Source organism: Pelagicoccus sp. SDUM812003 (genome assembly GCF_031127815.1).
In the GTDB taxonomy this organism is placed as follows: domain Bacteria; phylum Verrucomicrobiota; class Verrucomicrobiia; order Opitutales; family Opitutaceae; genus Pelagicoccus.
On the sequence record NZ_JARXHY010000015.1, the window covers coordinates 27,447 to 49,894 of the forward strand.

23 protein-coding genes are annotated in these 22,448 nt (G+C 57.3%); 12 read left to right on the forward strand and 11 right to left on the reverse strand.

Features of this window, described 5'->3' with window-relative positions:
* Positions 1-39: 39 nt before the first annotated feature.
* On the reverse strand, positions 40-879 hold the full coding sequence (locus QEH54_RS17945) for a hypothetical protein (protein WP_309020084.1): 840 nt from the start codon (positions 877-879) through the stop codon (positions 40-42).
* A gap of 204 nt (positions 880-1,083) precedes the next feature.
* Here QEH54_RS17945 and QEH54_RS17950 point away from each other — a divergent pair, with 204 nt between their 5' ends.
* Together QEH54_RS17950 and QEH54_RS17955 are read left to right on the forward strand one after the other, a co-directional pair.
* Positions 1,084-1,644: an OmpA family protein gene (locus QEH54_RS17950; RefSeq protein WP_309020085.1), complete on the forward strand. Its 561-nt coding sequence runs from the start codon at positions 1,084-1,086 to the stop codon at positions 1,642-1,644.
* A 314-nt stretch (positions 1,645-1,958) separates the two neighbouring features.
* Positions 1,959-2,426, forward strand: a complete 468-nt coding sequence (locus QEH54_RS17955; RefSeq protein ID WP_309020086.1) for a hypothetical protein — start codon at positions 1,959-1,961, stop codon at positions 2,424-2,426.
* Between the two features lie 89 nt (positions 2,427-2,515).
* Here QEH54_RS17955 and xerD read toward each other — a convergent pair whose 3' ends face one another.
* Both xerD and infA read right to left on the reverse strand, forming a co-directional pair.
* The gene (gene xerD, locus QEH54_RS17960; RefSeq protein WP_309020087.1) at positions 2,516-3,439 is read right to left on the reverse strand and encodes a site-specific tyrosine recombinase XerD; all 924 of its coding nucleotides are present in this window, start codon (positions 3,437-3,439) and stop codon (positions 2,516-2,518) included.
* Positions 3,440-3,483: 44 nt separating this feature from the next.
* Positions 3,484-3,756 carry a translation initiation factor IF-1 gene (gene infA, locus QEH54_RS17965; RefSeq protein WP_345785677.1) on the reverse strand — a complete coding sequence of 91 codons (273 nt, stop codon included), beginning with the start codon at positions 3,754-3,756 and terminating at the stop codon, positions 3,484-3,486.
* Positions 3,757-3,875: 119 nt separating this feature from the next.
* Here infA and tadA point away from each other — a divergent pair, with 119 nt between their 5' ends.
* Together tadA and QEH54_RS17975 are read left to right on the forward strand one after the other, a co-directional pair.
* Positions 3,876-4,409, forward strand: a complete 534-nt coding sequence (tadA, locus tag QEH54_RS17970; protein WP_309020088.1) for a tRNA adenosine(34) deaminase TadA — start codon at positions 3,876-3,878, stop codon at positions 4,407-4,409.
* A 65-nt stretch (positions 4,410-4,474) separates the two neighbouring features.
* On the forward strand, positions 4,475-5,080 hold the full coding sequence (locus QEH54_RS17975; RefSeq protein ID WP_309020089.1) for a superoxide dismutase: 606 nt from the start codon (positions 4,475-4,477) through the stop codon (positions 5,078-5,080).
* A gap of 169 nt (positions 5,081-5,249) precedes the next feature.
* Here QEH54_RS17975 and QEH54_RS17980 read toward each other — a convergent pair whose 3' ends face one another.
* Positions 5,250-6,467 carry a hypothetical protein gene (locus tag QEH54_RS17980; RefSeq protein WP_309020090.1) on the reverse strand — a complete coding sequence of 406 codons (1,218 nt, stop codon included), beginning with the start codon at positions 6,465-6,467 and terminating at the stop codon, positions 5,250-5,252.
* A 134-nt stretch (positions 6,468-6,601) separates the two neighbouring features.
* Between QEH54_RS17980 and QEH54_RS17985 the strand changes: the two genes are divergently transcribed.
* Together QEH54_RS17985 and QEH54_RS17990 are read left to right on the forward strand one after the other, a co-directional pair.
* Entirely contained in the window at positions 6,602-7,651 is a 1,050-nt protein-coding gene (locus QEH54_RS17985) for an Mrp/NBP35 family ATP-binding protein (RefSeq protein ID WP_309020091.1), read from the forward strand.
* 255 nt (positions 7,652-7,906) lie between these two features.
* Positions 7,907-8,131, forward strand: coding sequence for a hypothetical protein (locus QEH54_RS17990; protein WP_309020092.1), 225 nt, complete (start codon positions 7,907-7,909; stop codon positions 8,129-8,131).
* A gap of 114 nt (positions 8,132-8,245) precedes the next feature.
* On the opposite strand, the gene rpmG is transcribed toward QEH54_RS17990, so the two are convergent.
* The 5 genes from rpmG to hisG form a co-directional block, all read right to left on the reverse strand.
* Positions 8,246-8,413 carry a 50S ribosomal protein L33 gene (gene rpmG / locus QEH54_RS17995; protein ID WP_200356797.1) on the reverse strand — a complete coding sequence of 56 codons (168 nt, stop codon included), beginning with the start codon at positions 8,411-8,413 and terminating at the stop codon, positions 8,246-8,248.
* Between the two features lie 107 nt (positions 8,414-8,520).
* Positions 8,521-9,885: a PTS sugar transporter subunit IIA gene (locus QEH54_RS18000; RefSeq protein WP_309020093.1), complete on the reverse strand. Its 1,365-nt coding sequence runs from the start codon at positions 9,883-9,885 to the stop codon at positions 8,521-8,523.
* A 38-nt stretch (positions 9,886-9,923) separates the two neighbouring features.
* The gene (locus QEH54_RS18005) at positions 9,924-10,298 is read right to left on the reverse strand and encodes an NADH-quinone oxidoreductase subunit A (protein ID WP_309020094.1); all 375 of its coding nucleotides are present in this window, start codon (positions 10,296-10,298) and stop codon (positions 9,924-9,926) included.
* 279 nt (positions 10,299-10,577) lie between these two features.
* Entirely contained in the window at positions 10,578-12,239 is a 1,662-nt protein-coding gene (rpsA, locus tag QEH54_RS18010; RefSeq protein ID WP_309020095.1) for a 30S ribosomal protein S1, read from the reverse strand.
* A 325-nt stretch (positions 12,240-12,564) separates the two neighbouring features.
* Positions 12,565-13,425 carry an ATP phosphoribosyltransferase gene (hisG, locus tag QEH54_RS18015; RefSeq protein ID WP_309020096.1) on the reverse strand — a complete coding sequence of 287 codons (861 nt, stop codon included), beginning with the start codon at positions 13,423-13,425 and terminating at the stop codon, positions 12,565-12,567.
* 395 nt (positions 13,426-13,820) lie between these two features.
* Between hisG and QEH54_RS18020 the strand changes: the two genes are divergently transcribed.
* Positions 13,821-14,570: a response regulator transcription factor gene (locus QEH54_RS18020; protein ID WP_309020097.1), complete on the forward strand. Its 750-nt coding sequence runs from the start codon at positions 13,821-13,823 to the stop codon at positions 14,568-14,570.
* 123 nt (positions 14,571-14,693) lie between these two features.
* Here the strand turns inward: QEH54_RS18020 and QEH54_RS18025 are convergent, their stop codons facing one another.
* Together QEH54_RS18025 and QEH54_RS18030 are read right to left on the reverse strand one after the other, a co-directional pair.
* On the reverse strand, positions 14,694-14,873 hold the full coding sequence (locus tag QEH54_RS18025; protein ID WP_309020098.1) for a hypothetical protein: 180 nt from the start codon (positions 14,871-14,873) through the stop codon (positions 14,694-14,696).
* Between the two features lie 73 nt (positions 14,874-14,946).
* A complete protein-coding gene (locus tag QEH54_RS18030) occupies positions 14,947-16,392 on the reverse strand; it encodes an ATP-dependent Clp protease proteolytic subunit (protein ID WP_309020099.1) in 1,446 nt (481 codons plus the stop codon).
* A gap of 171 nt (positions 16,393-16,563) precedes the next feature.
* Between QEH54_RS18030 and hemF the strand changes: the two genes are divergently transcribed.
* The 5 genes from hemF (at position 16,564) to QEH54_RS18055 (ending at position 22,445) form a co-directional block, all read left to right on the forward strand.
* Positions 16,564-17,490: an oxygen-dependent coproporphyrinogen oxidase gene (gene hemF, locus QEH54_RS18035; protein WP_309020100.1), complete on the forward strand. Its 927-nt coding sequence runs from the start codon at positions 16,564-16,566 to the stop codon at positions 17,488-17,490.
* Positions 17,491-17,560: 70 nt separating this feature from the next.
* A complete protein-coding gene (gene hemE / locus QEH54_RS18040) occupies positions 17,561-18,589 on the forward strand; it encodes a uroporphyrinogen decarboxylase (RefSeq protein WP_309020101.1) in 1,029 nt (342 codons plus the stop codon).
* A gap of 36 nt (positions 18,590-18,625) precedes the next feature.
* Positions 18,626-19,039 (forward strand): hypothetical protein, encoded by a 414-nt coding sequence (locus QEH54_RS18045; RefSeq protein WP_309020102.1) that lies wholly within the window; start codon positions 18,626-18,628, stop codon positions 19,037-19,039.
* 13 nt (positions 19,040-19,052) lie between these two features.
* Complete coding sequence (gene hemG / locus QEH54_RS18050; RefSeq protein ID WP_309020103.1) at positions 19,053-20,429, forward strand: protoporphyrinogen oxidase; 1,377 nt, start codon at positions 19,053-19,055, stop codon at positions 20,427-20,429.
* Between the two features lie 72 nt (positions 20,430-20,501).
* Positions 20,502-22,445: a S9 family peptidase gene (locus QEH54_RS18055; protein ID WP_309020104.1), complete on the forward strand. Its 1,944-nt coding sequence runs from the start codon at positions 20,502-20,504 to the stop codon at positions 22,443-22,445.
* The last annotated feature ends 3 nt before the right edge of the window (positions 22,446-22,448 follow it).

Here is a 22,448-nt window from a genome sequence, read left to right on the forward strand (position 1 = left end):
GACAGGTCGACCTGACCTGTCGCTTTTTCGTATCCAAACTTAGCGGACGCGAGCCCGAGATCGCATTTCCCGATACCTCCGCTCCAGCAGGTCGATCAAGTCCGGCAACTGGCCGACCAGTTCCGTGAAACGGACCTGGCCGCCGCGGCGACCCCACTCCGACTCGGACACGATCTGAGCGATGTCTCCCCCAGGCCCAGCATGTCGTCCGGGCGAGAAAAACATCAGAGCGATGACGAGTTCGGTCTCGCCGGGACGCAGTCCTTGCAGCGCTCCTTCCAACAGCGGCTCGTTAAAAGCGTACTGCTCCCCCTCCCGACGCTCCATCGAGGCGGCCACCACTCTGCTGACACTGTCTCCCAAACGCGCCCCGAGTTGCTTCGCCACCATGTTTCGACACTCCGCCACCTGCGGTATCGGGCTACCATGGTCGACCACGATCACGGTCGGCGACGCCTCCATATCCGCCAACCGCGCCCGCGTCGCCCTCTCCAATATCCGAGCCACCTCATCGTCGCTCGGATCGTCGCGGTTCACCAACGGCCTGCCCACGATCAGCCTGCAACGCTGCTCGGCGCTCATCGTTTCCCTCCAGACCTTGGGCAAGTAGTCGACGATCGCCGAGCTCGGCCCGAAAAACAGCGGCAGCACGAACACCCTCTCCACGGACTGATCTTGGATGGATTTGAGAAACCGTTTCCAGGTCCACGCTCGTTCGCCGTCAAGTTCCACCGGATCTATCTTGCCAGAATGAAGCAAGGACACTGGAGTAATCGATCGATCGAGACGCTTCGAGAGCTCCGCCGCAATGCGCCTCAGACTGAAAACCGCCTCGGGCTTCAACGAACCATTATCCAATAAAACGACGCGCTCCTTCATAGTCGAAATCACAAACCTGTCCTCGAAGAGGGCTTTCAGCGAAACGGGCAAGGTTCGCCGCTGACTTCGTTCGAGGCAACAAAATCCCCGCTTGCGGTCGATTCGGCCCGAGAAGCCGCTCAAAGCGTATCAATCCTGAGTAAATTCTTGCCGAACTTTATCTTATGCCGATAGTCCATCACTAAGAAGACCACACGACCCATCATGTTGAAGAAAACCATTCTTATCGCCTCCGCCCTCTTGATCGCCATCGCATTTTCCGGCTGCTCGAAAAAGCCCCGTCGACCTAACCCTCTCGACACCGTAATGGGCCAAGGCTACGACTCCAGCAGCAGAGACGAAGGCTTCAACCCCGTCGACCTTGGCAGCGATGCCGCCGCCGCAGGTCTGACCTCACGCGGCAACACCGACCAATGGATCGACCGAGCCCAACGCGGCGTGCTGCCTACCGTATACTTCAGCTTCGACTCCGCCACCATCAGCCCGGATGAACGCGGCAAGGTCAATCAGGCCGCTGAATACCTTCGCAACAATCCCGGCTCCAACCTGGTGCTGGAAGGCCATTGCGACTGGCGCGGCACCACCGAGTACAACCTGGCCCTCGGAGATCGCAGAGCGAAAGCGGTGCAGAACTATCTGGCCACGCTCGGCATCTCCGAATCCCGCTTGCAAACCCTCTCCCAAGGCGACCTTCAAGCTACCGAAGGCGCCAGCTCCGCTCAGATGACACAGGAGCGAAAGGTGGAGTTGCTGGTGGTCGACTAGCCCCCCTCCAAAAGCTAACTTTCGAATCGAGCCTCGCCACTTCCATTGGCGAGGCTTCGTTGTTTTCGCCCCCTCCGTCCACCTGTCCTGACGCTGTGAATACCGATCAAAAAAACGCGGAGTAAACCGTTGGCATAAGCTGTGCTTTCGGCGCTCAAAAGAGAATTGAAGAGTTCTCTTTTCCGTAACCATCCAACTGCGCCTATTGTTTGCTATTCTGAAAGACACTCTATTACTTTCCCCACTTCGAGACCCTGATAGTGAATCAACTCTTGCTAGCAGCACAGTCTCCAACGGCATAACCAACTAGTCACATGAAAAAGAGATCGATCGCAGCTGCCAAAAAGGCGGCGAAGAAGGCTGTAAAGAAAGCTACTAAAACGACTGCAACGAAGGCAGTAGCCACCAAGGCGACCGCCAAGAAAGCGACCACGAAAGTCGCAGCCAAGAAGGTCGCAGCCAAGAAGGCTGTCAAAAAGACCGCGGCGAAGAAAGCGGCTCCCAAGAAGACGACCGCAAGCCCGGCCGCGAGCAAAACCGCCATCGTGGCCAAAATCGATATCGGCTTCGGCAATACTCTTTTCCTGCGAGGCGACGCCCCTGGCCTATCCTGGTCGCAAGGCGTGCCAATGGACTGCAGCGGCGACAGCTGGACCATCTCCATGGCAGGCGTGACCGAGCCCTTCGAGTTCAAGGTGCTGATCAACGACAGCTTCTGGAGCGCTGGATACAACCACAGCGCGGAGCCGGGAGGCACCACCACCGTCTTCCCCCAGTTCTAAGTCCATTTTTTGGATACGGCGGATAGAAGCTCCTCTTCCATCCGCAAACCATCCTCAAAGGGCGTCCCTCCATACAGGAACGCCAGCACCTACACAGTATCCATATTCCCCCTACTACGAGGGTGAAACTCGTCGTGGGCGCTCCTCACACGCTCCGATTCGACGCTGGTGTAGATCTGCGTCGTCGATATGTCCGCGTGTCCCAGCAATTCCTGGATCACGCGCAGGTCAGCCCCGCCGGACAGGAGGTGCGTGGCGAAGGAATGCCGCAGCATGTGCGGTTTGACGGGCTTGTCGATCCCGGCCAGCGATGCGTATTTCCTGATCAAGACCCAGATCGTCTTGCGAGATATCGCCGACCCGCGAGAGCTGATAAAGACCGAGCTCCCGGTCTTGGCGCGAACCAATTGCGGGCGCCCCACTTCCAAGTAGCGCTCGAGCGCGGCAATCGCCTTTCGTCCGATCGGACACACTCGCTCCTTCGATCCTTTTCCAAACACCTTCAAGGCCCCGATCTCCAAATCCATCTGCTGCAGCTGCAAGCCCGTCAGCTCGGATACTCGCAATCCCGAGGAGTAAAACAGCTCGAGAATGGCCACGTCCCTCAGCCCTTGAGGCGTTGTCTCATCAGGAGCCGAAATAAGCCGCTCCACTTCCTGGATACTCAGCGTGTACGGAGCCTTCCTTCTCAGAGAAGGACCGCTCACGATTTCCGTAAACGATTTTCGGATACATCCATCCCGCAGCAGAAACGCGTCCAGAGAGCGGAGCGAGCTCAGCTTGCGACAGAGGCTAGCGTTTGAGTAGTCCGCTTCGCTTAGCGAGTAGATCCAATCGGAAACGTGACCTGCCGAGACCTCTTTCCAAGACCTCACCTTCCGAGCCTCCATCAGAAAGAGGCGAAACTGCTCGAGGTCGACCTGGTAGTTCGAAAGGGTGTTTTCGGAGAGCCCCTTCTCAAGGGTTAGAAAAGCGAGAAAGGCGTCGAGCTCGTCTTGCAGTTGAGAGGCCATGCGACAGTCACGCTAGCGGCCCTGCCAGCCCTTTGACGAGCTAATTACTTGCGACGGCGCGGGCCGAAGGAGCGGATCGGCGCGTTGCGGTTCTGGGCCGCGTTGCGCAAGCGATAGACGATGCGAGCCTTGTCCAAATCGTATGGGCTCATCTCCATCTTCACCAGATCACCCGCCGTAATCTTGATAAAATGCTTACGAAGCTTTCCAGAAATGTGAGCAAGAACCTGATGCCCATTTTCCAGTTCAACACGGAACATGGTTCCGGGCAGCACTTGGACAATCTTGCCTTCTACTTGGATTACATCGTCAGCCATATATAGTGGTAAAGGATCTAGCTACTCCGGCTAGGGCGGTGAACATGAAAGCGTCGTTCCTTTCATATCCTTGCTATTAGTCAAGAGTAAACATAGGCCTCCATAGTCAACGCGAACCGATGAATAATCCCGTCAAAGCCGCACCGGAGTGCCCTTTTCAGAAACGCTTCCCCTCCCAGCTCCAGCGAGACGACCTCTATTTCATGTCCCTGGCATACAATCAAGCCATCGACGCTTGGAAGGAAAACGAAGTCCCCATAGGAGCCGTGGTCGCCTACCAAGGTGAAGCCATCGCAGCCGCGCACAACCAGGTCGAATCGACGAAAGACCCCACCGCCCATGCCGAGATGCTCGCCATCACCCAAGCCGCCCGCCACCTCAAGGACTGGCGACTCAACGAGACGACGCTCTACGTGACCAAGGAACCCTGCCCCATGTGCTCCGGCGCCAGCATGATGTCTCGACTCGGACGCGTGGTGTACGCCGTGCCAGACCCCAAAATGGGCGGGCTCGGCGGATTGTACGACGTCAATAGCTACCCTACCATCAACCATAGCCTGAGCGTTGAAATCGGCACCATGCGAGAGGAATGCCTCGAACTGCTGCAGGCCTTCTTCCAGCTCAAGCGCGAGATGAGCAAAGGAACTATTTGACAAAGATTATTCTTTATTTACAAACAAGGGACATTTCCAACACCAACATCAACCAAGATAAGACAATGGCATACCAACTACCAGCACTCGACTACGCTTACGACGCGCTCGAACCCCACTTCGACGCTAAGACGATGGAGATCCACCACTCCAAGCACCACCAAACCTACATCACCAAGGTGAATGCGGCCATTGAAGGCACGAATCTGGAATCCAAGAGCGTCGAAGACCTGATTTCGGATCTGGACGCGGTTCCGGAAAAGATCCGTGGCGCCGTGCGCAACAATGGCGGCGGCCACGCCAACCACAGCTTCTTCTGGAAAATCCTCAGCCCGAGCGGCGGCGGAGCTCCGACCGGCAAGTTGGCTGAAGCCATCAAGTCGGAACTGGGAGGCTTCGACAAGTTCAAGGAAGACTTCGCCGCCGCGGGAGCGAACCGCTTCGGCAGCGGTTGGGCTTGGCTGTGCGTGCGCGACGGAAAGCTTTGCGTCTGCTCGACTCCCAACCAGGACTCTCCGCTCATGGACGGCGGCACGCCCGTGATCGGTCTCGACGTTTGGGAGCATGCCTACTACCTGAAGTACCAGAACAAGCGTCCGGACTACATCTCCGCCTTCTGGAACGTGGTGAACTGGGACGCTGCCAACAAGAACTACGCAGCGGCCCTCTAGAACGACTTTTTCGACGTCTTAAGTTTAATCCGAAAGCCGAGGCGGTCCGCCTCGGCTTTTCGTTTGGGAGAATCGCTAAAAGCGCGATGCGGGTCGGCGACCCGCCCTCGGGCAATGGAGTCGCCTCAACGCGGCGACCCGCCGTACCAGCGCCACCTACGCCTTCGCCCTATTCAGCGATAAAGCTAGGCTGGGAAATCTTGGAGCGTCCGCCGGAAAGATTCGCGCTCTTCAAGCTGAGCGTATCCACAATCTTGATCTGGCTGCTGTTGGCCCGGCGATGGGTGTAGACGATGTGACGTCCATCGCTCAGCCACTGCGGCTCGATAGCATCTCCCCGCTCGGAGGTGATGAAGCGGCTCTTGCCCTCGTTCATGTCGTAGACCGCCAACTGGTAGCCAGATCCCATTGCGGCGGTGAAGGCGATTTTGTTCGGATCCACCGGATTCCAATCCGGTTCCGCGCAATAGCCGCTGATGTCGGTGCGCAAGCGGCGCATCTGACCACCAAACGAAGGCACTACGAACAGCTGAACGCCTCCGTTCTGGTCGGAGGAAAAGACGATGCGCGAGCCGTCGGGAGACCAACAGGGAGCCGCCTCCAGTCCACTGGACTTGGTCAGGTTACGAAACTGCCCATTGGCTTCCCGCACCCAAACGTCCGCGTTGCGACCGCCGGAAATGATCAACGCGATGCGCGAACCGTCGGGGCTGTAGCGGGCCCCCATGTTGGTGCCTTTGAAATCGACGACCACCTCTCGCCGACGGTTTCGCAGGTCGAGGCGGTGAATGTCTGGAAAACCGTTTTTGTAGCTCGTGTAGAGGATGCTGTCGCCGTCGGGCGACCAATGCGGCCGCACCGCGTTCACTCCGTCCGAAGTCAGCCGGGTCATGTTGCGAAAGAGAAAGTCGCTAGTGTAGATTTCGCTGGTGCCTGTGTCTTCGCTCACGAAAACGAGCTTTCCGGAGAAGAAGCCCGGCTTGCCGCTGGTCTTAAAGATCGCGCGATCGACGGCCCGCAGAATCGCGCTGTATCCGTCTTCCCCGGTCAGCGTTTCAGCGAATTGCTGGCGCTCCGGAACGCCTGAGCTGATCACCAGACGCGCCCCCGTCGGGCCCGATGGTTCGATGGCGATGGCAAACGAAGCGTCCTGCATCGATTCGACGACCTGATAGCCGCCATGCACGGTGAAAGCGGACTGGAGAATCTCCAGGGTCGCCGGGTTGGAGGAGCGAGCGACCACTGGCACCAGGTCGCGGCTGCCGGTCACGGTGACGGTGCCACCGGAAACGCCCTCGCGGCTTTGCGCGAAAGCGGAGCAAGAGAAGGCAACGGCAAGAAGCGTTAGAAAAAGAAGGCGAAATCGGGAAAACGGATTTTGGTTCATGCGGCTTAAGCCCAGACTTGACAGAGGTGCGATTGTTTCAGGTTTCTACAAAAACAGTTTTTACAGAGCCAGCTATTGCAAGAGCAAGCGTGGGCGTCGATGGTCGACAACAAATTAAGAAAAGCATCAGCCAAGTGAGCCTCGAAAAAGTTAAGCAAGCCCTCAGTACCGTAAAGTATCCCGGATTCAGTAGAGATATCGTATCCTTCGGACTCGTGCGTTCGGTGGAGTTCGAAGATGGCAAGGCCAAGGTCTCCATCGCCGTGTCCACTTCCGATTCGTCCATCCCACCAGCGATCCGGGACGGCGTCGAAACCGCCCTCAAAGCAGTGCCGGAAGTCACCGACGCGGAGGTTTCGGTAGTCATGAGCGGCAAGAAGCCCGCGGGACCGAGCGCGCCCCAAGGGGCGTCTCCCGAAGGCGGCATTCCCGGCGTGAAGCACGTCATCGCAGTCGCTAGCGGCAAAGGTGGCGTGGGCAAGTCCACCTTCGCGGTCAATCTGGCCTGCGCCTTCGCCGAAATCCTCAAAGCGGACGGAAAGACGGCTGGCATCATGGACTGCGACATCTACGGCCCTTCCGTGCCCCTCATGATGGGGCTTTCCGGGCGTCCCTACGTGGAGGGCGAATCGCTGATCCCGATGGAGGGAAACGGCCTGAAGGTCATGTCGATGGGCTTTCTGGTGGACGAGGACACTCCGGTGGTTTGGCGGGGACCGATGGTGATGAAGACCATCCAGCAGTTTTCTCAGAACGTGAAGTGGGGCGAAATCGAAATCCTGGTAGTGGATCTCCCGCCCGGCACCGGCGATGCCCAGCTCTCCCTCGTGCAGACCATTCCTCTCAGCGGAGCGGTGCTCGTCACCACTCCTCAGCCAGCCGCCACCCAAGTCGCCAAGCGCGGCGCCCGCATGCTGGAAAAGACCAACGTCAAGATCCTTGGGGTCGCTGAAAACATGAGCTATCTGGAACAGCCCGATGGGACGCGGGTCAACATCTTCGGTGAAGGCGGTGGCCAGCAAACGGCGAACGATCTGAAAACCGATTTTCTGGGTCAAATTCCACTCGATCAATCGATTCGCGAAGGCGGCGACGCCGGCAAGCCGATCGTGGTCGCGGAACCGGACTCGAAGATCGCCCAAAGCTTCAAAACGATAGCTCGCGACATTCTGTCTCGCATATAGTCGGCCAGATTGCGAAGCGCACTGATCTTCGCCCTGATTGTAAATTAGGGACAATCCTAGAGGAAAAGGGTTGGCGTTGAACGAATTACCCTCAATGCTCCCGCGTATTATCCTCGCACCACTCCCACAACGAACGCCGGTTAGCAATCTGTCAAAAGCAGCAATGCGATTGCCAAGACCTTATGGAATAGCCATAAGTTCCGATTGCTTACCTAGGACAAATTGTCCGTTCGCTGCGGAGCGAAGTTAACCGTCATGGCAGCAGAAGAACACAAGTCGAGCGACCAACACGAATTCGTGAAACGTTCCAGCCTATACCAAGAGTTTTTAGCGGAACGCGAAGAGATCCTGCGGCACAAGTGGCTCGAGTCGGAGCGACTCGGGTACGACATTGGCTTCGAGCGCGCATTGCTGGACTGGATCCGCAAGCACCGAGACAGCTGGCGAGCCGCCCGCCGCCACCCTGAAAGCGGCGAATAGCCGCACGTCCCGTTCCTCAGCTCGCGTCCAGACGCCCGACGGCCTTGGCGTAAACTAAAAAAGCGACCCTCGAACGAGAGTCGCTTTTGTCGTAAAGCGCTGGGAGAAAACCAACTACTTGATTTCCTTGTGAACCGTGTGGCGCTTCAGATGAGGATTGTACTTCTTCTTCTCAACGCGCTCGGTGACGGTTTTCTTGTTGCGGGACGAGAGGTAGCGGGAAACCGGCTTACCTTCGGCCTTTGCTTCGGTACATTCGAGAGTGATTACTTCGCGTGGCATGGTTTTTTAGAAATTGAAGCCGCGAACTCTCGCATCTCGGGAATAGAATGCAAGGGGAAAATACAGGGGACTCGGACGGAGGCGAGCTCTCGATCGACCGGCTCCGTCTAGAGAGCCTTGCGCCCCAGCGAACGCTCGACCAGCGGCAGAGCGATGCCGTTTCGAAAGACCGTCACCTGCCCGGTGCTCGAGGAAACCACGATGGCCAGACAGTCGGAGCAAAGCGAAATCGCGGCAGCGGCAGCGTGACGGGCTCCAAGTCCGCTCGGCAGCTCCTGATCGAACTCCGGCGTGTGGATCAAGCTGCCCGCCGAGGCCAGCACGCCCTCGCCGTTGATGACGAAGGCCCCGTCCAGACTGGAGAACTCCTTCACCGTCTCGTCCATGAACGGGCTGAGAATGTTTCGATCCTCCTCCTTGTACCCATGAAACGGATTCAGGACCAGCGGCTTGGTCATCGTCTCCACCTTCTTGGTATCGCCCAGCACGAACAAGGTGCCCACCGGCTTGCCTTCTCGACCCTCCACGGAAAGCTCCATGGCGATGCCGATGACGCGCTCCAGGACCTCAGGCGAAACGTCGCTCGGCATGAAGTTCTCTCGCTCCGCAAGAAGCGCTGAAAACTCCTGCTTCATGTCCACCACTACCAACGTATCAAACTGATCGGTGCTGGGGATGCCTCCGACGCAGCAGATCTTGTCACTGATTTTGAATACGCCGCGGGTCAAACCGACCAGGAATGCGGATCGCAGCTGGGAAAGTCGCCCTTCCGAGAAGGAACGCACCTGAATCATCTCGTCGAATTTGGAATCCTCCGCGTCTCCCTCTTTCGCTCGCCGAGAAATCAGCACCGTTTTAAATTCCTTGAAGGCCGGAGGCAATTCCAGGGGACTGGCCAGCATGGTGTCTCCAAAGACCGCGATGGAACCGCAACGCGCCCCTTTCGCCACGCGAGCCGCTTGACGGAGCATCAGGCGGTTCAGCGAGCTTTGGCGAGCTTTCGGCTGGGCCGTGAGGATGCCACCGAAGGCGGAAGTCAGCTGCTCGTAGAACGTATCCAGATTTTCAGACTTGAGCAGCATGTCGACGAAGGCCTGGTCCTTCACTAGACGGGCCACCGCGGCAAGCACGTTCAAGTAGTCGTTCGCGGTTTCGCCAGCGAGCAGCAGCACCACCAAGTGCACCTTCTCCTGATTCTTCAGGCCTTCGTAGCTGATTCCCTCCTTGGAGCGGCCGATGGCGAAGACATACTTGCGGCGCATCTTCACCCGCAAATGCGGCAAAGCCACGCCGTTGCCCAAATAAGTCGTCATGGTGTTCTCACGACGCATCAGTCCGGGAAGCAGCTTCTTGCGCTCCAAGTCCTTGAATCGAGACGTGGACACCTTGAGCAATTCCTTGAGTGAACCCTCTAAGTTATCGCTCTCTATATCCAGCGTTCGCCTACGCGAAAAGTATCGGTCGAGTCTCATATCGGGGTAGCACCCGCTGCGACCTGGTTAGCACAGCCCTATTTTTCCCACTCCAAAGCGCCCTTCTTCAACTCGTAGACGAGGCCGACAACCAGCACGCCGATGAAGAAAAGGATTGGGCCAAGAATTGGTAGGCTGCTCGCCACGAAATCGCGGTAAACCAGCACCCAGGGGATGAGAAAGAGAACTTCGATGTCGAAGAGGATAAAGAGCATGGCGGTCACGTAGAACTTGACCGAGAAGCGCGTGCTCGTCTTGCCATCGGATTTGATGCCGCATTCGTAGGCGTAGTTTTTGATCGCGTTCTTGGAGCCGCGCTGTCCGAAGAGCCAACTGCCGGTGAGAATGGCTCCAGCGAGCCCGGCAGCCAAGGCGATCTGAATCAATACGGGTACGAAGTCTGATACGGTCATGACTGCTGCAAACATTCCTAATAAGCCCCTTATTTCAAGGCAAATACTGAAAGAAGCGCCAATCATCGTACGGTTTCGCCCAAGTACGCCTACATTTGTGGGATATTAAGCGATCTCGTCTTCTTCTAGGTGGGTCGGCACGTCCCCGGGACGACCGTCACTGCTAGATCCACGTTTTCTGAACGTCTCGGGGACGAGCCGTTCCACCTGACCGGACCATAAAAAAAGCGAGCCCCTGGCGAGGCTCGCTTCGAAAAGGTTCGAGAAACGAAGTTTCGACTACTTGTTGGCTGCCTGGTCGAGGATGTCGCCCAGGTTCATCAAGTCGCCGCCGTCCTTCATGTTTTCGTAGGTAGCGGTTTCCTGAGCCAGCTGGCTGTCGTCGTAGTTGGCCGCCTTGATGGAGAGGCCCAGACGACGCTCTTCGCGGTCGATCTTGATCACGCGAGCGGTCACGTCGGCGCCGATGTCCAGCACGTCCTTGATCTTCTCTACGCGTTCTTCGCTGATCTGGCTGATGTGCACCAGACCGTCGATGTGGTCTTCCAGTTCGACGAAAGCGCCGAAGGAAGTGATCTTGGAGACCTTGCCGGAAACCACGTCGCCGATGCGGAAGCGGCTGTCGATGTCTTCCCATGGGTCGTCAGCGAGCTGCTTCATGCCGAGGGAGATGCGCTGGTTGTTGGTATCCACGTCGAGAACGATCGCATCGATCTCGTCGCCCTTCTTGAGCACTTCGCTCGGGTGGTTGACCTTGCGGGTCCAGGACATGTCGGAAACGTGAACCATGCCATCGATGCCTTCTTCGAGTTCGACGAAGGCTCCGTAGGTGGTGATGTTGCGCACCTTGCCATGCACGTGGGCCCCAACTGGGTAGTTGTGAACGACCATGTCCCATGGGTTCGGATCGAGCTGGCGAATGCCGAGAGAGATCTTCTCTTCGTCCTTCTGGATGCCGAGAACCACCGCCTCGACTTCGTCGCCCACCTTGAGCAGTTCGCTCGGCTTGGTGATGCGCTTGGTCCAGGACATTTCGGTGACGTGCACGAGACCTTCCACGCCTTCTTCGATTTCGATGAATGCGCCGTAGGGAACGAGGTTGACCACCTTGCCGGCAACCTTGGCTCCGATCGGGTACTTGGACTCGATGTCCTGCCATGGGTTGGACTTGGTCTGCTTGAGACCGAGGGAAACGCGTTCCTTCTCGCGGTTGATCTCGATGATCATCACGTCGATCTCCTCACCCTGCTTGAGCATTTCGCTCGGGTGGGAAATGCGGCCCCAGCTCATGTCGGTGATATGGAGCAGTCCGTCCATGCCATCGAGGTCGATGAAGGCGCCGAAGTCGGTGATGTTCTTGACCACACCCTTGACGACGTCGCCGGGGTTGACGCGCTCGAGAAGCTCGCGACGCTTGGTGGCGCGCTGCTCTTCGATGAGCTCGCGGCGGGAAAGAACGATGTTCTTGCGCTCCAAATTGATCTTGAGAACCTTGTAGTCGTAGGTTTGGCCGACGTACTGGTCGAGATTCTTCGGGGGCTGGATGTCGATATGGGACGCTGGCAAGAAGGCGTCTACGCCCATGCCTACGATCAGACCGCCCTTGACCTTGCTCTTCACGCGGCCCTGAACGATGGAACCTTCCTCACACTTGGTGATGATGTTCTCCCAATTCTTCTTTTGCTCAGCCTTGTCGAAGGAAAGCAGCGGATTGCCTTCCTTGTCCTCGAGCTTTTCGAGGAAGACTTCGATTTCTTCGCCAATCTGCAGGTCGCCGAGATCGACGAATTCGTTTGCAGGTACGAGGCCTTCGGACTTACCGCCGATGTCGACAACGACTTCGTTCTGGCGGATTTCGGTGACAGTGCCCTTGATGATCGATCCTTCCTTCAACTTGTCGAAGGAGGTCTGGGCGAGAAGTTCAGCCATTATTGAACTCATGATATGCGTGGCGCTTGCTCGCGAATGCTTCCGGAATCCGTCGAGAAGAGCCTGGGACGAGCCGACGAATCGACTCAACTGTTTGGTTTTTGCTAGCTCGATCGGAAGCGACGCGACGAAATCGAGCTTGTTTAGGTTTGTCGCGAGCGGGCAGAAGATGCAGCCGAGCCCGACTCATGCAAGAGAAATAGCTTTTTCCTCCCTATATTAGCGTAAAAAGAGAAAGGAGCGACCCTCCCGACTCGTTTTCCAGAGAAAACTGGGAGAAACGCCCCTCGAAATCAGCCGCTGCTAGATCAGGCCTCCTGGACCGAAAGCGGCGAGCCTAGTAGACGATCTTGTTGAGCGGGTACTCGATGATGCCTTCCGCTCCCAGATCCTTGAGCTGCGGGATAACGTCGCGAACTTCCTTCTCGGAGAGCACCACCTCGACCGCCGACCAGCCCTCGTCGCTGAGATCGTTGACCGTCGGGTTGCGCAGCGAAGGCAGCACTTCGAGGATCTTGGCTAAGCTGGCTTTGGGAGCGTTGAGCTTGAGCCCGACCTTGTCCGCGGCGCTGAGAGCGGCCTGCAGCATCATGGCGATGGTTTCGATCTTGGCCCGCTTCTCCGGATTCTCCCAGCTCTTGCGATTGGCGATGAGCTTGGTATTGGTTTTCAGAAGCGTCTCCACGATGCGCAGCTTATTGGCCCGCAGCGAGTTGCCGGTTTCGGTGAGATCCACGATGGCGTCCACCATATCCGGCACCTTCACTTCAGTCGCGCCCCAGGAAAATTCGACTTCGGCTTCCACGCCATGATCGGCGAGGAACTTGCGGGTCAGGTTCACGACCTCCGTAGCGATGCGTTTGCCCTGCAGGTCCTTGACAGTCTTGATGGGAGACGCTTCGGGAACCGCCAGCACCCAATAGGAAGGGCGATTGGAGGCGCGGGAGTAAACCAAATCGCAAACCTCGACCACGTCGGAGCCGTTTTCCACCACCCAGTCATAGCCACAGAGCCCGCAGTCGAAGTAGCCATGATCCACGTAGCGGCTGATTTCCTGGCTACGCACGAAACGTCCATCCAGCTCGGAATCGTCGATGCTCGGCTTGTAGGAACGCGAGCCCTTGCGAATATTCCAGCCCGCTTTCGCAAATAGGCTGATGGTAGGTTCTTCGAGACTGCCCTTAGGAAGCCCGAACATGATCAATGGCTGTTCTTGTGACACGGCAAAGTCAAAAGACCGACTTTCTCTCCGCCTCAAGCCAAAACAATTTCGAAAGAAAAAGCCTTATTTTCCTTGGTCGGAGGTCGCGCCCTCCAGCCTGCTCGCCCGGTTTTTCCGCCCCGGCAGCGACGACGCCAAGCGCCTGACAAACGAATTAAGAGATTCACCCCAACAAAATTCCATTTTTTTACATTTTGTGATTTTACATTTGTTAATAATGGTTATCGTTACGGTTGTTGCAGCGATGCGCCGCCTGTCCACCCCGACCGCGAGTCCCACCGCTCGACACTCGGCGACCCTCCCATCAAGGATCGACTCACCCTGCATCATTCAGAAAGTAAATATCGCTAAACACCACTCGAGACACCGCCATGCCCACAAAACCCAAACCTTTGGTATTGATCGTTGAGGACGAAGTCGAACTCGCCAACGTCATTTCGGAACACCTCGAAGCAGCTGGCATGCAGACGCAGATTTGCAACCGCTGCGCCCTCGCGATGCGCTTCCTCAAGCACAACTTCGCGAACATCCTTCTGCTCGACCTCACCCTGCCAGATCAAAACGGGTTCGCCTTCCTGGAGGATCTCAAGCGCGAGGACATCAACATACCGACCATCTTCCTCACTGGCAACGACTCGGAGATCTCCAAGGTGAAAGGGCTCGAACTGGGGGCGGACGACTATGTGACTAAGCCCTTCAGCGCCCCGGAGCTGGTGGCTCGCATCCACGCCGTGCTACGGCGCGCGGAAGTGGCCCACGACTTCAACGTCACCAAGAACGTGCGCCTCACCGACGCGCCATTCGAATTCAACACCGCTTCGGTCAATCCGACCTCCATGGAAATCACCTTCCCGGACGGCGAGGTGATCAACATCGGCCGCAAGGAAATCGGCATCCTCTCCTATCTGCACGAGAATCCGGACACCATCATCACGCGCAAGAACCTCATCCACTCGGTATGGGGCATTCACGCCGACATCCGCAGCCGCTCTCTCGACCAGTACATCGTGAAAATACGCGACCTCTTCAAACGCAAAGGCGCCCCGCTGGACAATTTGAAAACCATCCACGGCATCGGCTACCAGTACGAGCCGCTGGTGCGCTCCTCGGAAGCCGGCTGATAGGCGACTCCTCCTGCGGAAACCGAATTTATACCCCTCAAACGAAAGCCCTGCTGGATCGAGCATCCAGCAGGGCTTTTCGATTCGCCTTGGAAACGGCGAAATGCGTCCGAGATCGATCTCCTAGGAGCGTTCGCTATCGAGCTCGAGATCCTCGCTGCTCTGGCTCGCGACCGGAGCCGGAACCACGTGAAATCCGTCCTCGTCCTCGTATCCGAAGGGCGCTTCAGCCATTCCGTTCAACATGAGCCAAGAACCTGCGATGAGGGAGATTCCGTAAAGAAACAAGAAGGTCTCTAACATGCCTTCTTATTACGGACCGAAATCTTCGATCTTTATCGAATAAACGGAAATCATGGTCGAATGTGCCTACCTGCTACTGAGGGATGCGGTAGTAGCCGTCAGGGTTGTAGATGAAATAGAAATCGTAGGGCTCCAGCCGCGGCAGCTCCACGTAGGACCTGCCCTTTTCATCCTTGAGCACCTCCTGCTCGGCGCTGGCCCAAAACTGCTTCCCGTAGCGATCGGGATTTCGATCGATCGACGTTTCCCAGATCTTGTCCACGATCTCGTCCACCCAGCCATACTCCTTGGCCACGTCCGCGAACTCCTGCCAATCGCCGGCGCTGCTCTTCTCGTACATCAGCGCCCGAAATTCCTGCAGCGTCACGCCCATCTTGGCCGCAACCGGCGTCGCCAGGCGGCGCCACCACTCCTTGGCGTCCTCCTGATACTCGCTCTGCCGCGAGAGGTTTCCCGAAACCCCGTACCAGCTGAGCTCGTGATGGAGAATGATGGCGTTCGGGTAGGCGAAGGACTTTTCCGCCAAAGTGGTGATGATCGCCGCCATGCTGGCCGCGTAGGACTTCACCACCACGTAAACGGGAGCCTCGCTGGCATCCATCGCCTCCAGAATCCGGTAGCCAGCCCAGACCGATCCTCCCGGCGACGAATCGATCACGATGAAGATCGGGTACTCAGTGCTCTGGTTGTTGTAGAAATTGATGCGCTCCGAAACGTAGCTGGAAAGGTAGACCCCGATCGGACCGTTGAGGGCGATGCGCCGGTCGCTGATTTGCAGAACGCCGTCACGGTACGGCTCTTCCGCGTAGATCTGCTGACTGACATCCACCAAGTCGCGCACCTCCTCTTCCTTGTCTCGGATGGAGATCCTCGCCTGAAGCTCCGCGAACTGCGTTTCCAGCTCGGTGCGACGCAGCTTGAGCTGCGTTTCCGCGAGACGCAGCCGCTCCATTTCGATGCTGGCCTCCTTCTGAGCGAGAGCCGCCTCCGCCGCTAGTTCCTGCTCTCGCCGGCGCGTCTCGGCCAAGGTCTCCTGCAACTCAGCCTGCGATTGGGCGTTCGCCAGAGCCATGCCTTTGTTGATGGCGTCGATCTCTGCCGACATCCGGTCGATTGTCGCTTGATGCTCCAGCAGATCCGCTTGCGTGCGGGCCTTGAAAAGGGAGTTTTCCAGCGACAGCCTCTCCTTCTCCTCGCGCAGCTCGGCGAGCTCCTGCTTCAGCTCCTCGGAACGAATCGAGTTCCGAATCGACAGCAGATCGCGCTCGCGACGCAAACGCTTCAATTCCTGATCCAGCAGCTCCTCTTCCGACAGTTCCTCTTCGACCTCCGGCGCCTCGAACGTCTCCTCCGCTTCGATCGACTCGGAATCCTCCGGCTCAGCGACCCCCACCTCGTCGGCGCTGACTTCGATCGGTTCCAGCTCCTCCTGGGCCCAAAGGCTCCACGAGCCTGCGCTCAGCAAAGCGAACGCAAGAATGCGAGTGAGAAAACGAGTAGTGTTCGAAACGATAGCCATAGGAAAAACGCCTGCTTGGGATAAGGAAAACGCGCCGAGTCTTCGTTTGATCGAGAAAAACGCAAGCGGAAGGACCGAGAGCGCCCGCTCGGAGTTCCCTATGAGGAAGATTGCGCATCTTTTTCAACAAAGGACTAGCCCTCGCCCTCGTTACCCGTACAGATAAGCCCCGTGCAAATCGAGAAACTCGAGCGAGCCAAAGCCTTCCTGCAAGCCTACCAAAAAGACCTCTGCCTGCGCCTATCGGAGTTCGAGCCCGAAGGAAATACCTTCGTAGCGGACCCATGGACCCGAGCCGAAGGAGGTGGAGGCATTTCACGCGTGCTCGAAGAGGGTTCCGTCTTCGAAAAGGCAGGTGTCAACTTCTCTCATGTGATGGGCTCCAATCTCCCGCCATCCGCCACCGCAAGCCGACCCCAGCTCGCCGGCCGGTCCTTTCACGCCACCGGAGTCTCCATCGTCATCCACCCACGCAATCCCTACGTCCCGACCTCCCACGCCAACGTTCGCCTCTTCATCGCCCCCGCCACCGAAGCGGACCAGGAAGACATCTGGTGGATCGGCGGCGGCTTCGACCTGACACCCTACTACGGATTCGAAGAAGACTGCGTCAGCTGGCACGCTCAGGCCAAAGCCGCTTGCGACCCTTTTGGAAACGACCTGTATCCAAAGTTCAAGATCTGGTGCGACGAGTACTTCTTCCTCAAGCATCGCAATGAACCGCGAGGCATCGGCGGCATCTTCTTCGATGATTTCGACCAAGGCGGCTTCGAAAACGCCTTCGGGCTCATGCAAAGCGTCGCGAAAAGCTACGCGGACGCCTATTGCGAAATCGCCCAACGGCGCAAGGACACACCGTACACGCAGCGCGAGCGGGATTTTCAGCTGTATCGACGCGGCCGATACGTCGAGTTCAATCTCGTCTGGGACCGCGGCACTCATTTCGGTCTGCAGAGCAACGGCCGCACCGAGTCCATCCTCATGTCCCTCCCTCCGCTCGTCACCTGGAAATACGACTACCAACCAGAGCCCGGCACGCCCGAAGCCGAACTCTACGACAGGTTTCTCAAACCCGCCGACTGGCTCGGTCTGGAGTGAGATGCGGAACCAAAAACCTTGGCCCCGAACGCGCCCATCCCTTTTTTCATTTCACGCCTACAGCTAGACTATGACTTCCAAACAACGCTTCCTTGCAGCCCTGAACTGCCAGCCCCTGGACCGCCCTCCCATCTGGGTGATGCGACAAGCCGGCCGCTACCTTCCCGAGTACCGAGCCCTCAAGGAGAAATACTCCTTTCTTGAGCTAGCCCAAACCCCGGAGCTGGCCCTGGAGGTGACCATGCAGCCTCTGCGTCGCTTTCCGCTCGATGCAGCCATCCTCTTTTCCGACATTCTCGTCATACCGGAAGCCATGGGCCAAGGCTACCACTTCCGCGACCAAGGCGGAATCGGCATGGACTACACCTTGGACTCGGCTTCGCAGATCGAGCAGCTGACGACTGACACCGTAACGGAAAAACTGGACTACGTGGCCCAAGCCCTTCGTCTCATAGCGGCGGAGCTCGACAGCTCGAAGATGCTGCTGGGCTTCGGTGGTTCCCCTTGGACGCTCGCTACCTACATGGTGGAGGGCGGCAGCTCGAAGAATTTCGACAAGATAAAGGCCTTGTACTACGAAGATCGAGCGACCTACGAGCGATTGCTGGAAAAGATCAGCGACGCATTGATCGCCTACTTCAAGATGCAACACGCCGCAGGCGCCGACGCCATCCAGATCTTCGACTCCTGGGGCGGCATTCTTTCCGGAGAAGACTACGAGGACGCATCATTGAAATGGATACGCAAGATCATCGACGCCGTGAAGGATGACGTATCCATAATTCTATACGCGAAGGGCACCACGCCGCACTTGAAGCGACAAGCGGCCTGCGGGCCGAAGGCCGTTGCCGTGGATTGGACCGTGCCCATCGAAGAAGCAGCCGCCCAGATCCCCGCAAACATCGCTATTCAAGGAAACCTCGACCCGGTCCTGCTAAACACCACGCCCTCGATCGTGCAAGATCGGGCTTCCCGAATCCTCTCCGCCATGAAGAATCGCCCGGGCCATATCTTCAACCTCGGTCATGGTATCCTTCCCACGGCAAAGATCGAAAACATGGAAGCCCTCTGCCACACCATCACCACCTGGAAGGCCTAGCCACCAGCTGTTTCCCGTCACCCGCTTTCGAGCCGTATGAACTCCTTTTCCATAGAATTGATCGAGGACCTCAACGCTCTCCTAGTGCGTTTCGAAGGAAAGGCGAACAAGGAGAGTCTAACCTTTCTCTACGACCAGGTCCTCGGGCATCGAAGCTTTCAAAAGCATAGAAACGTGATTTGGAAAGCGGCCAACGCTCGCATCTCGGAGCTCGGCATCGAGGACTTCATCCCCATGCTGGATTACGTGCTGAAAACCGCCGAACGCCGCGGCAAATCGTTCACCGCGTGGGTATTTCCGGACGGTGAAGACTACACCAGAGCGTGCGCCTTCAAGGCGGCCTCCACCGATACCGGCCTCATTTTTCCCGAAATCTTCACCGACCTCTCCGAAGCGATGGAGTGGATAGGTGAAAAGGAAAACCAACGCCGAAGCGAAACCTCACTCTAGCGACCAACCGACCATGCAAGACGCAATCATACTCGGAGGGGGCATTTCCGGCCTGACCGCTGGCTACTTGCTGCAGAAGCAAGGGCTCGACCTTTCGGTCCTTGAGAAAAACAGCGAGCCTGGCGGTCCGATATCCACGGCGCGCCAGGAAGGCTACTTGGTGGAGCGCGGGCCGAACTCCCTGCTCCTTCCAGACCCATGGGTCGAGCGTTGGTTGGCCGAGCTCGCGCTCAGCGATCAGATCCAAGAAAGCCCCGCAAGCGCCAGCAAGCGATTCATCGTCAAAAATGGCCGTCCTGTCGCCGTACCCGCCTCACCACTACAAGCGCTCACAACTCCGCTCTTCTCGTTCCGTGGCAAGCTTGGCGTGCTTCTCGAGCCTTTTCGCAAACGCATATCCGAAGAGCAAGGCGACGTCGAAACGGTGGCCAGCTTCGTTCGCAGGCGGCTCGGACCGGACTTCCTCGACTACGCCATCGATCCGATGGTGAGCGGCGTCTACGCAGGCGACCCTCAGCAATTGATTCTTGAATACGCGTTTCCCTTGATGCGCGGCTTCGAACGCGACGGCGGCTCGATCATTCGCGGCGCTCTTCGCTACAAGAAGCGACGTAAGCGAGATGGCACCGCGTACAAGAAACGCTCCATCAGCTTTCGCGATGGACTGGGCATCCTGCCACAGACGCTCTCGCGAAAGCTCGGAAATCGGCTTTGGCTCGACTCGAACGTCACCAAGGTCGATCGGGTCGACCGGGGCTGGCAGGTCACCTGGGAGCGAGCGGGCGAAACCTTCCAGGGCGTCGCCAACAACCTCATCGTCTGCCTGCCCGCCTACGCCATCAAGCAAATCGTGTGGGCGGATGCGGTTGCAGAACAGCTACAAGACACACCCGATCTGAAATATCCCGCCGTTCACAGCTTAGCGCTCGGATTTCGACGCGAGCAGATCGAACATCCTCTAGACGGATTCGGCATGCTGGTGCCGAGCAAGGAGCCGCACAACATTCTCGGTGCGCTCTTCAGCTCAAGCCTTTCTCCAGGACGAGCTCCAAACGGGCATTGTCTTCTTACCGTCATGATCGGGGGGATACGCCGACCGGAACTCGCAAACGCCAGCGAGGACGAGCTCATCGCGTTGGCGATGCCCGACCTCGAACGTCTCATCGGAGCAAACGGTTCCCCCTGCTTCTCCTTGCTGCATTCCTGGCCACGCGCCATCCCGCAGTACACCAGCGAGTTTGGCCCCTGGCGAGATACCCTTCGCGGCCTCGAAAAAGAGTTCCCGGGCCTCTATTTCGGAGGCAACAGCATCGACGGCATCGCCATGGGTGCTTCGATTCTCAGCGGCAAACGTCTCGCGGAGCGAATCAGGCTTCTCAATCAAAGCTGAATGCTGTAGTATCTCCTACAGATTCGTTTTCGCACCTCCTGTCCCCGTAACAAATCCCCAACCCCATACAACATGAGACGGCTACTCCTCCTTGGCCTCTGCGCATCGCTATGCGCCCTCCCCATCTCCAGCTCCTTCGCAAAGAAGAAAGAGCTCAAAAAAGGCAACACCACCGAAAACCTGCTTCGCCCTCCGCGCGTCTACAACATGACGATGTCGCCAGATGGCAAATACGCCGCCAGCGTGGCTCCAATCGGCGACAAAGGCGACCGCGGCATCGTCATCTTCGATCTGGATACCAACGAGATCCATCGAAGTTTCAAGTGGTCGGGCAAAGAAATCGACAGCGTGGTCTGGACCACCAACGAAGACGTAGCCTTCAACCTCAGCAAATGGGGAGCCTTCGTGGAAGGCGTCTTCAGTGTGAACGTGAACCGCAAGGATATTTATCCACTGATATCAAATGACGCGGTGGTCCGCTTCATCGACCCGATGAGGGAAGAAGACTCGGCATGGATCTGGATCGTCGACAGCAACACGACCAAACCAGGCATCGCCCAACTTGCTGTCACCGGTTCAGCCTTAGAGCGTAATATAGCCGAACAATACATGCCGGATACGGGCGGAAACCGCTTGGTATCCAACCGCATACCCAACCCTCCCGGAGAAATCCATGGCTGGCACATCGACCAGAATCACGTCCCGCGAATCGTAACCCGTTTCGACAGCGGCAAGATCGAATACCTACACCGCTACAGCGAAAGCGAAGAGTGGGCTCCGCTGGCCCTTGATCCCGAGCTCTGGAGCATCGAACTGTTCGGAGCGGACAAAAACACCCTCTTCATCGCCGGATACAACGGCGAAGACACGAAAGGACTGTACACCTACGACATCGAAACCAACCAGATCGGCGACCTGCTCTTTCGGGACGACTACTACGACTTCTCCGACTCGTCCCGGTATCTTTTTTTCGGGAAGCAAATCGTCGGCTTCCGCTACATGGCTGACACGCCAAGATTCGTCTGGCTGCATCCGGACCTCAGCAAGATCCAGTCCTTGATTGACTCCACCATCAGCGGTCGGGTCAACATCATCTACGAATCCAGTGTCGATTTCAGCCGCCACCTCATCTACTCCTATTCCGATAAAACCCCACCAACCTACTCCATCCTCGACCTCAAGGCCAAGACCTTGAAACAGATCTCCAACACCGCGCCTTGGCTCAACGAGGAAACGCTTTCGGCCACGCAAGTCTTTCATTTCAAGACCTCAGATGGTCTGAAATTGGAAGGTTACCTCACTCTTCCGTACGGCGAGGAAGGCCCCTATCCCACCATCGCCTTGGTGCACGGCGGACCATGGGTCCGCGATAACGGCGGCTACGACGACGAAACACAATTTCTCGCCAGCAACGGCTACGCTGTCATGCGACTCAACTATCGCGGATCGTCTGGCTACGGAAAACAGATTTCCTACGAGAACGAGTTCGCGTTCCGTAAGATGCAAGACGACATCACCGAAGCCATGCAAATGCTGGTCGACCAAAACATCGCCGATCCGGATCGACTCGCCATCATGGGGGCCAGTTTTGGAGGCTACTCCGCCCTTTGCGGAGCGGTCTTCGAACCCGATTTCTATCGATGCGCCATCACCAACATGGGCGTCTTCGACTGGGAGGAAATGATCAAGTCTCGCAAGTGGCAGCGACATGAATACTCCCACCACAAGCTTCTCCAGCAGCTCGGCGACCCGAAGCTCAATCGCGAACGCTTCGAGGATATTTCCCCTATCTACCACATCGACAAGGTGAAAGTCCCCATTTTCGTGATACACGGAAAAGACGATCGAAATGTCTCCATCAAACAGTCGAAACTCCTGAAATCCGAACTCGAAAAGCACGGCGTGGAGCACGAGGTCCTCTTCGTGGGCGACGAGGGTCATCATATCTTTTCCGTCAAGAAACGGGTCAAAACCTACGAGCAGATTCTCGCTTTCTTAGACAAGCATATGAACTAGCCG

What these genes read in the sequence shown, in the direction of transcription:
- QEH54_RS17945 (WP_309020084.1), bottom strand. Translation starts at nt 879, where the DNA reads ATGAAGGAGCGCGTCGTTTTATTGGATAATGGTTCGTTGAAGCCCGAG.
- QEH54_RS17950 (WP_309020085.1), top strand. Translation starts at nt 1,084, where the DNA reads ATGTTGAAGAAAACCATTCTTATCGCCTCCGCCCTCTTGATCGCCATC.
- QEH54_RS17955 (WP_309020086.1), top strand. Translation starts at nt 1,959, where the DNA reads ATGAAAAAGAGATCGATCGCAGCTGCCAAAAAGGCGGCGAAGAAGGCT.
- xerD (WP_309020087.1), bottom strand. Translation starts at nt 3,439, where the DNA reads ATGGCCTCTCAACTGCAAGACGAGCTCGACGCCTTTCTCGCTTTTCTA.
- infA (WP_345785677.1), bottom strand. Translation starts at nt 3,756, where the DNA reads ATGGCTGACGATGTAATCCAAGTAGAAGGCAAGATTGTCCAAGTGCTG.
- tadA (WP_309020088.1), top strand. Translation starts at nt 3,876, where the DNA reads ATGAATAATCCCGTCAAAGCCGCACCGGAGTGCCCTTTTCAGAAACGC.
- QEH54_RS17975 (WP_309020089.1), top strand. Translation starts at nt 4,475, where the DNA reads ATGGCATACCAACTACCAGCACTCGACTACGCTTACGACGCGCTCGAA.
- QEH54_RS17980 (WP_309020090.1), bottom strand. Translation starts at nt 6,467, where the DNA reads ATGAACCAAAATCCGTTTTCCCGATTTCGCCTTCTTTTTCTAACGCTT.
- QEH54_RS17990 (WP_309020092.1), top strand. Translation starts at nt 7,907, where the DNA reads ATGGCAGCAGAAGAACACAAGTCGAGCGACCAACACGAATTCGTGAAA.
- rpmG (WP_200356797.1), bottom strand. Translation starts at nt 8,413, where the DNA reads ATGCCACGCGAAGTAATCACTCTCGAATGTACCGAAGCAAAGGCCGAA.
- QEH54_RS18000 (WP_309020093.1), bottom strand. Translation starts at nt 9,885, where the DNA reads ATGAGACTCGACCGATACTTTTCGCGTAGGCGAACGCTGGATATAGAG.
- QEH54_RS18005 (WP_309020094.1), bottom strand. Translation starts at nt 10,298, where the DNA reads ATGACCGTATCAGACTTCGTACCCGTATTGATTCAGATCGCCTTGGCT.
- rpsA (WP_309020095.1), bottom strand. Translation starts at nt 12,239, where the DNA reads ATGAGTTCAATAATGGCTGAACTTCTCGCCCAGACCTCCTTCGACAAG.
- hisG (WP_309020096.1), bottom strand. Translation starts at nt 13,425, where the DNA reads ATGTTCGGGCTTCCTAAGGGCAGTCTCGAAGAACCTACCATCAGCCTA.
- QEH54_RS18020 (WP_309020097.1), top strand. Translation starts at nt 13,821, where the DNA reads ATGCCCACAAAACCCAAACCTTTGGTATTGATCGTTGAGGACGAAGTC.
- QEH54_RS18025 (WP_309020098.1), bottom strand. Translation starts at nt 14,873, where the DNA reads ATGTTAGAGACCTTCTTGTTTCTTTACGGAATCTCCCTCATCGCAGGT.
- QEH54_RS18030 (WP_309020099.1), bottom strand. Translation starts at nt 16,392, where the DNA reads ATGGCTATCGTTTCGAACACTACTCGTTTTCTCACTCGCATTCTTGCG.
- hemE (WP_309020101.1), top strand. Translation starts at nt 17,561, where the DNA reads ATGACTTCCAAACAACGCTTCCTTGCAGCCCTGAACTGCCAGCCCCTG.
- QEH54_RS18045 (WP_309020102.1), top strand. Translation starts at nt 18,626, where the DNA reads ATGAACTCCTTTTCCATAGAATTGATCGAGGACCTCAACGCTCTCCTA.
- hemG (WP_309020103.1), top strand. Translation starts at nt 19,053, where the DNA reads ATGCAAGACGCAATCATACTCGGAGGGGGCATTTCCGGCCTGACCGCT.
- QEH54_RS18055 (WP_309020104.1), top strand. Translation starts at nt 20,502, where the DNA reads ATGAGACGGCTACTCCTCCTTGGCCTCTGCGCATCGCTATGCGCCCTC.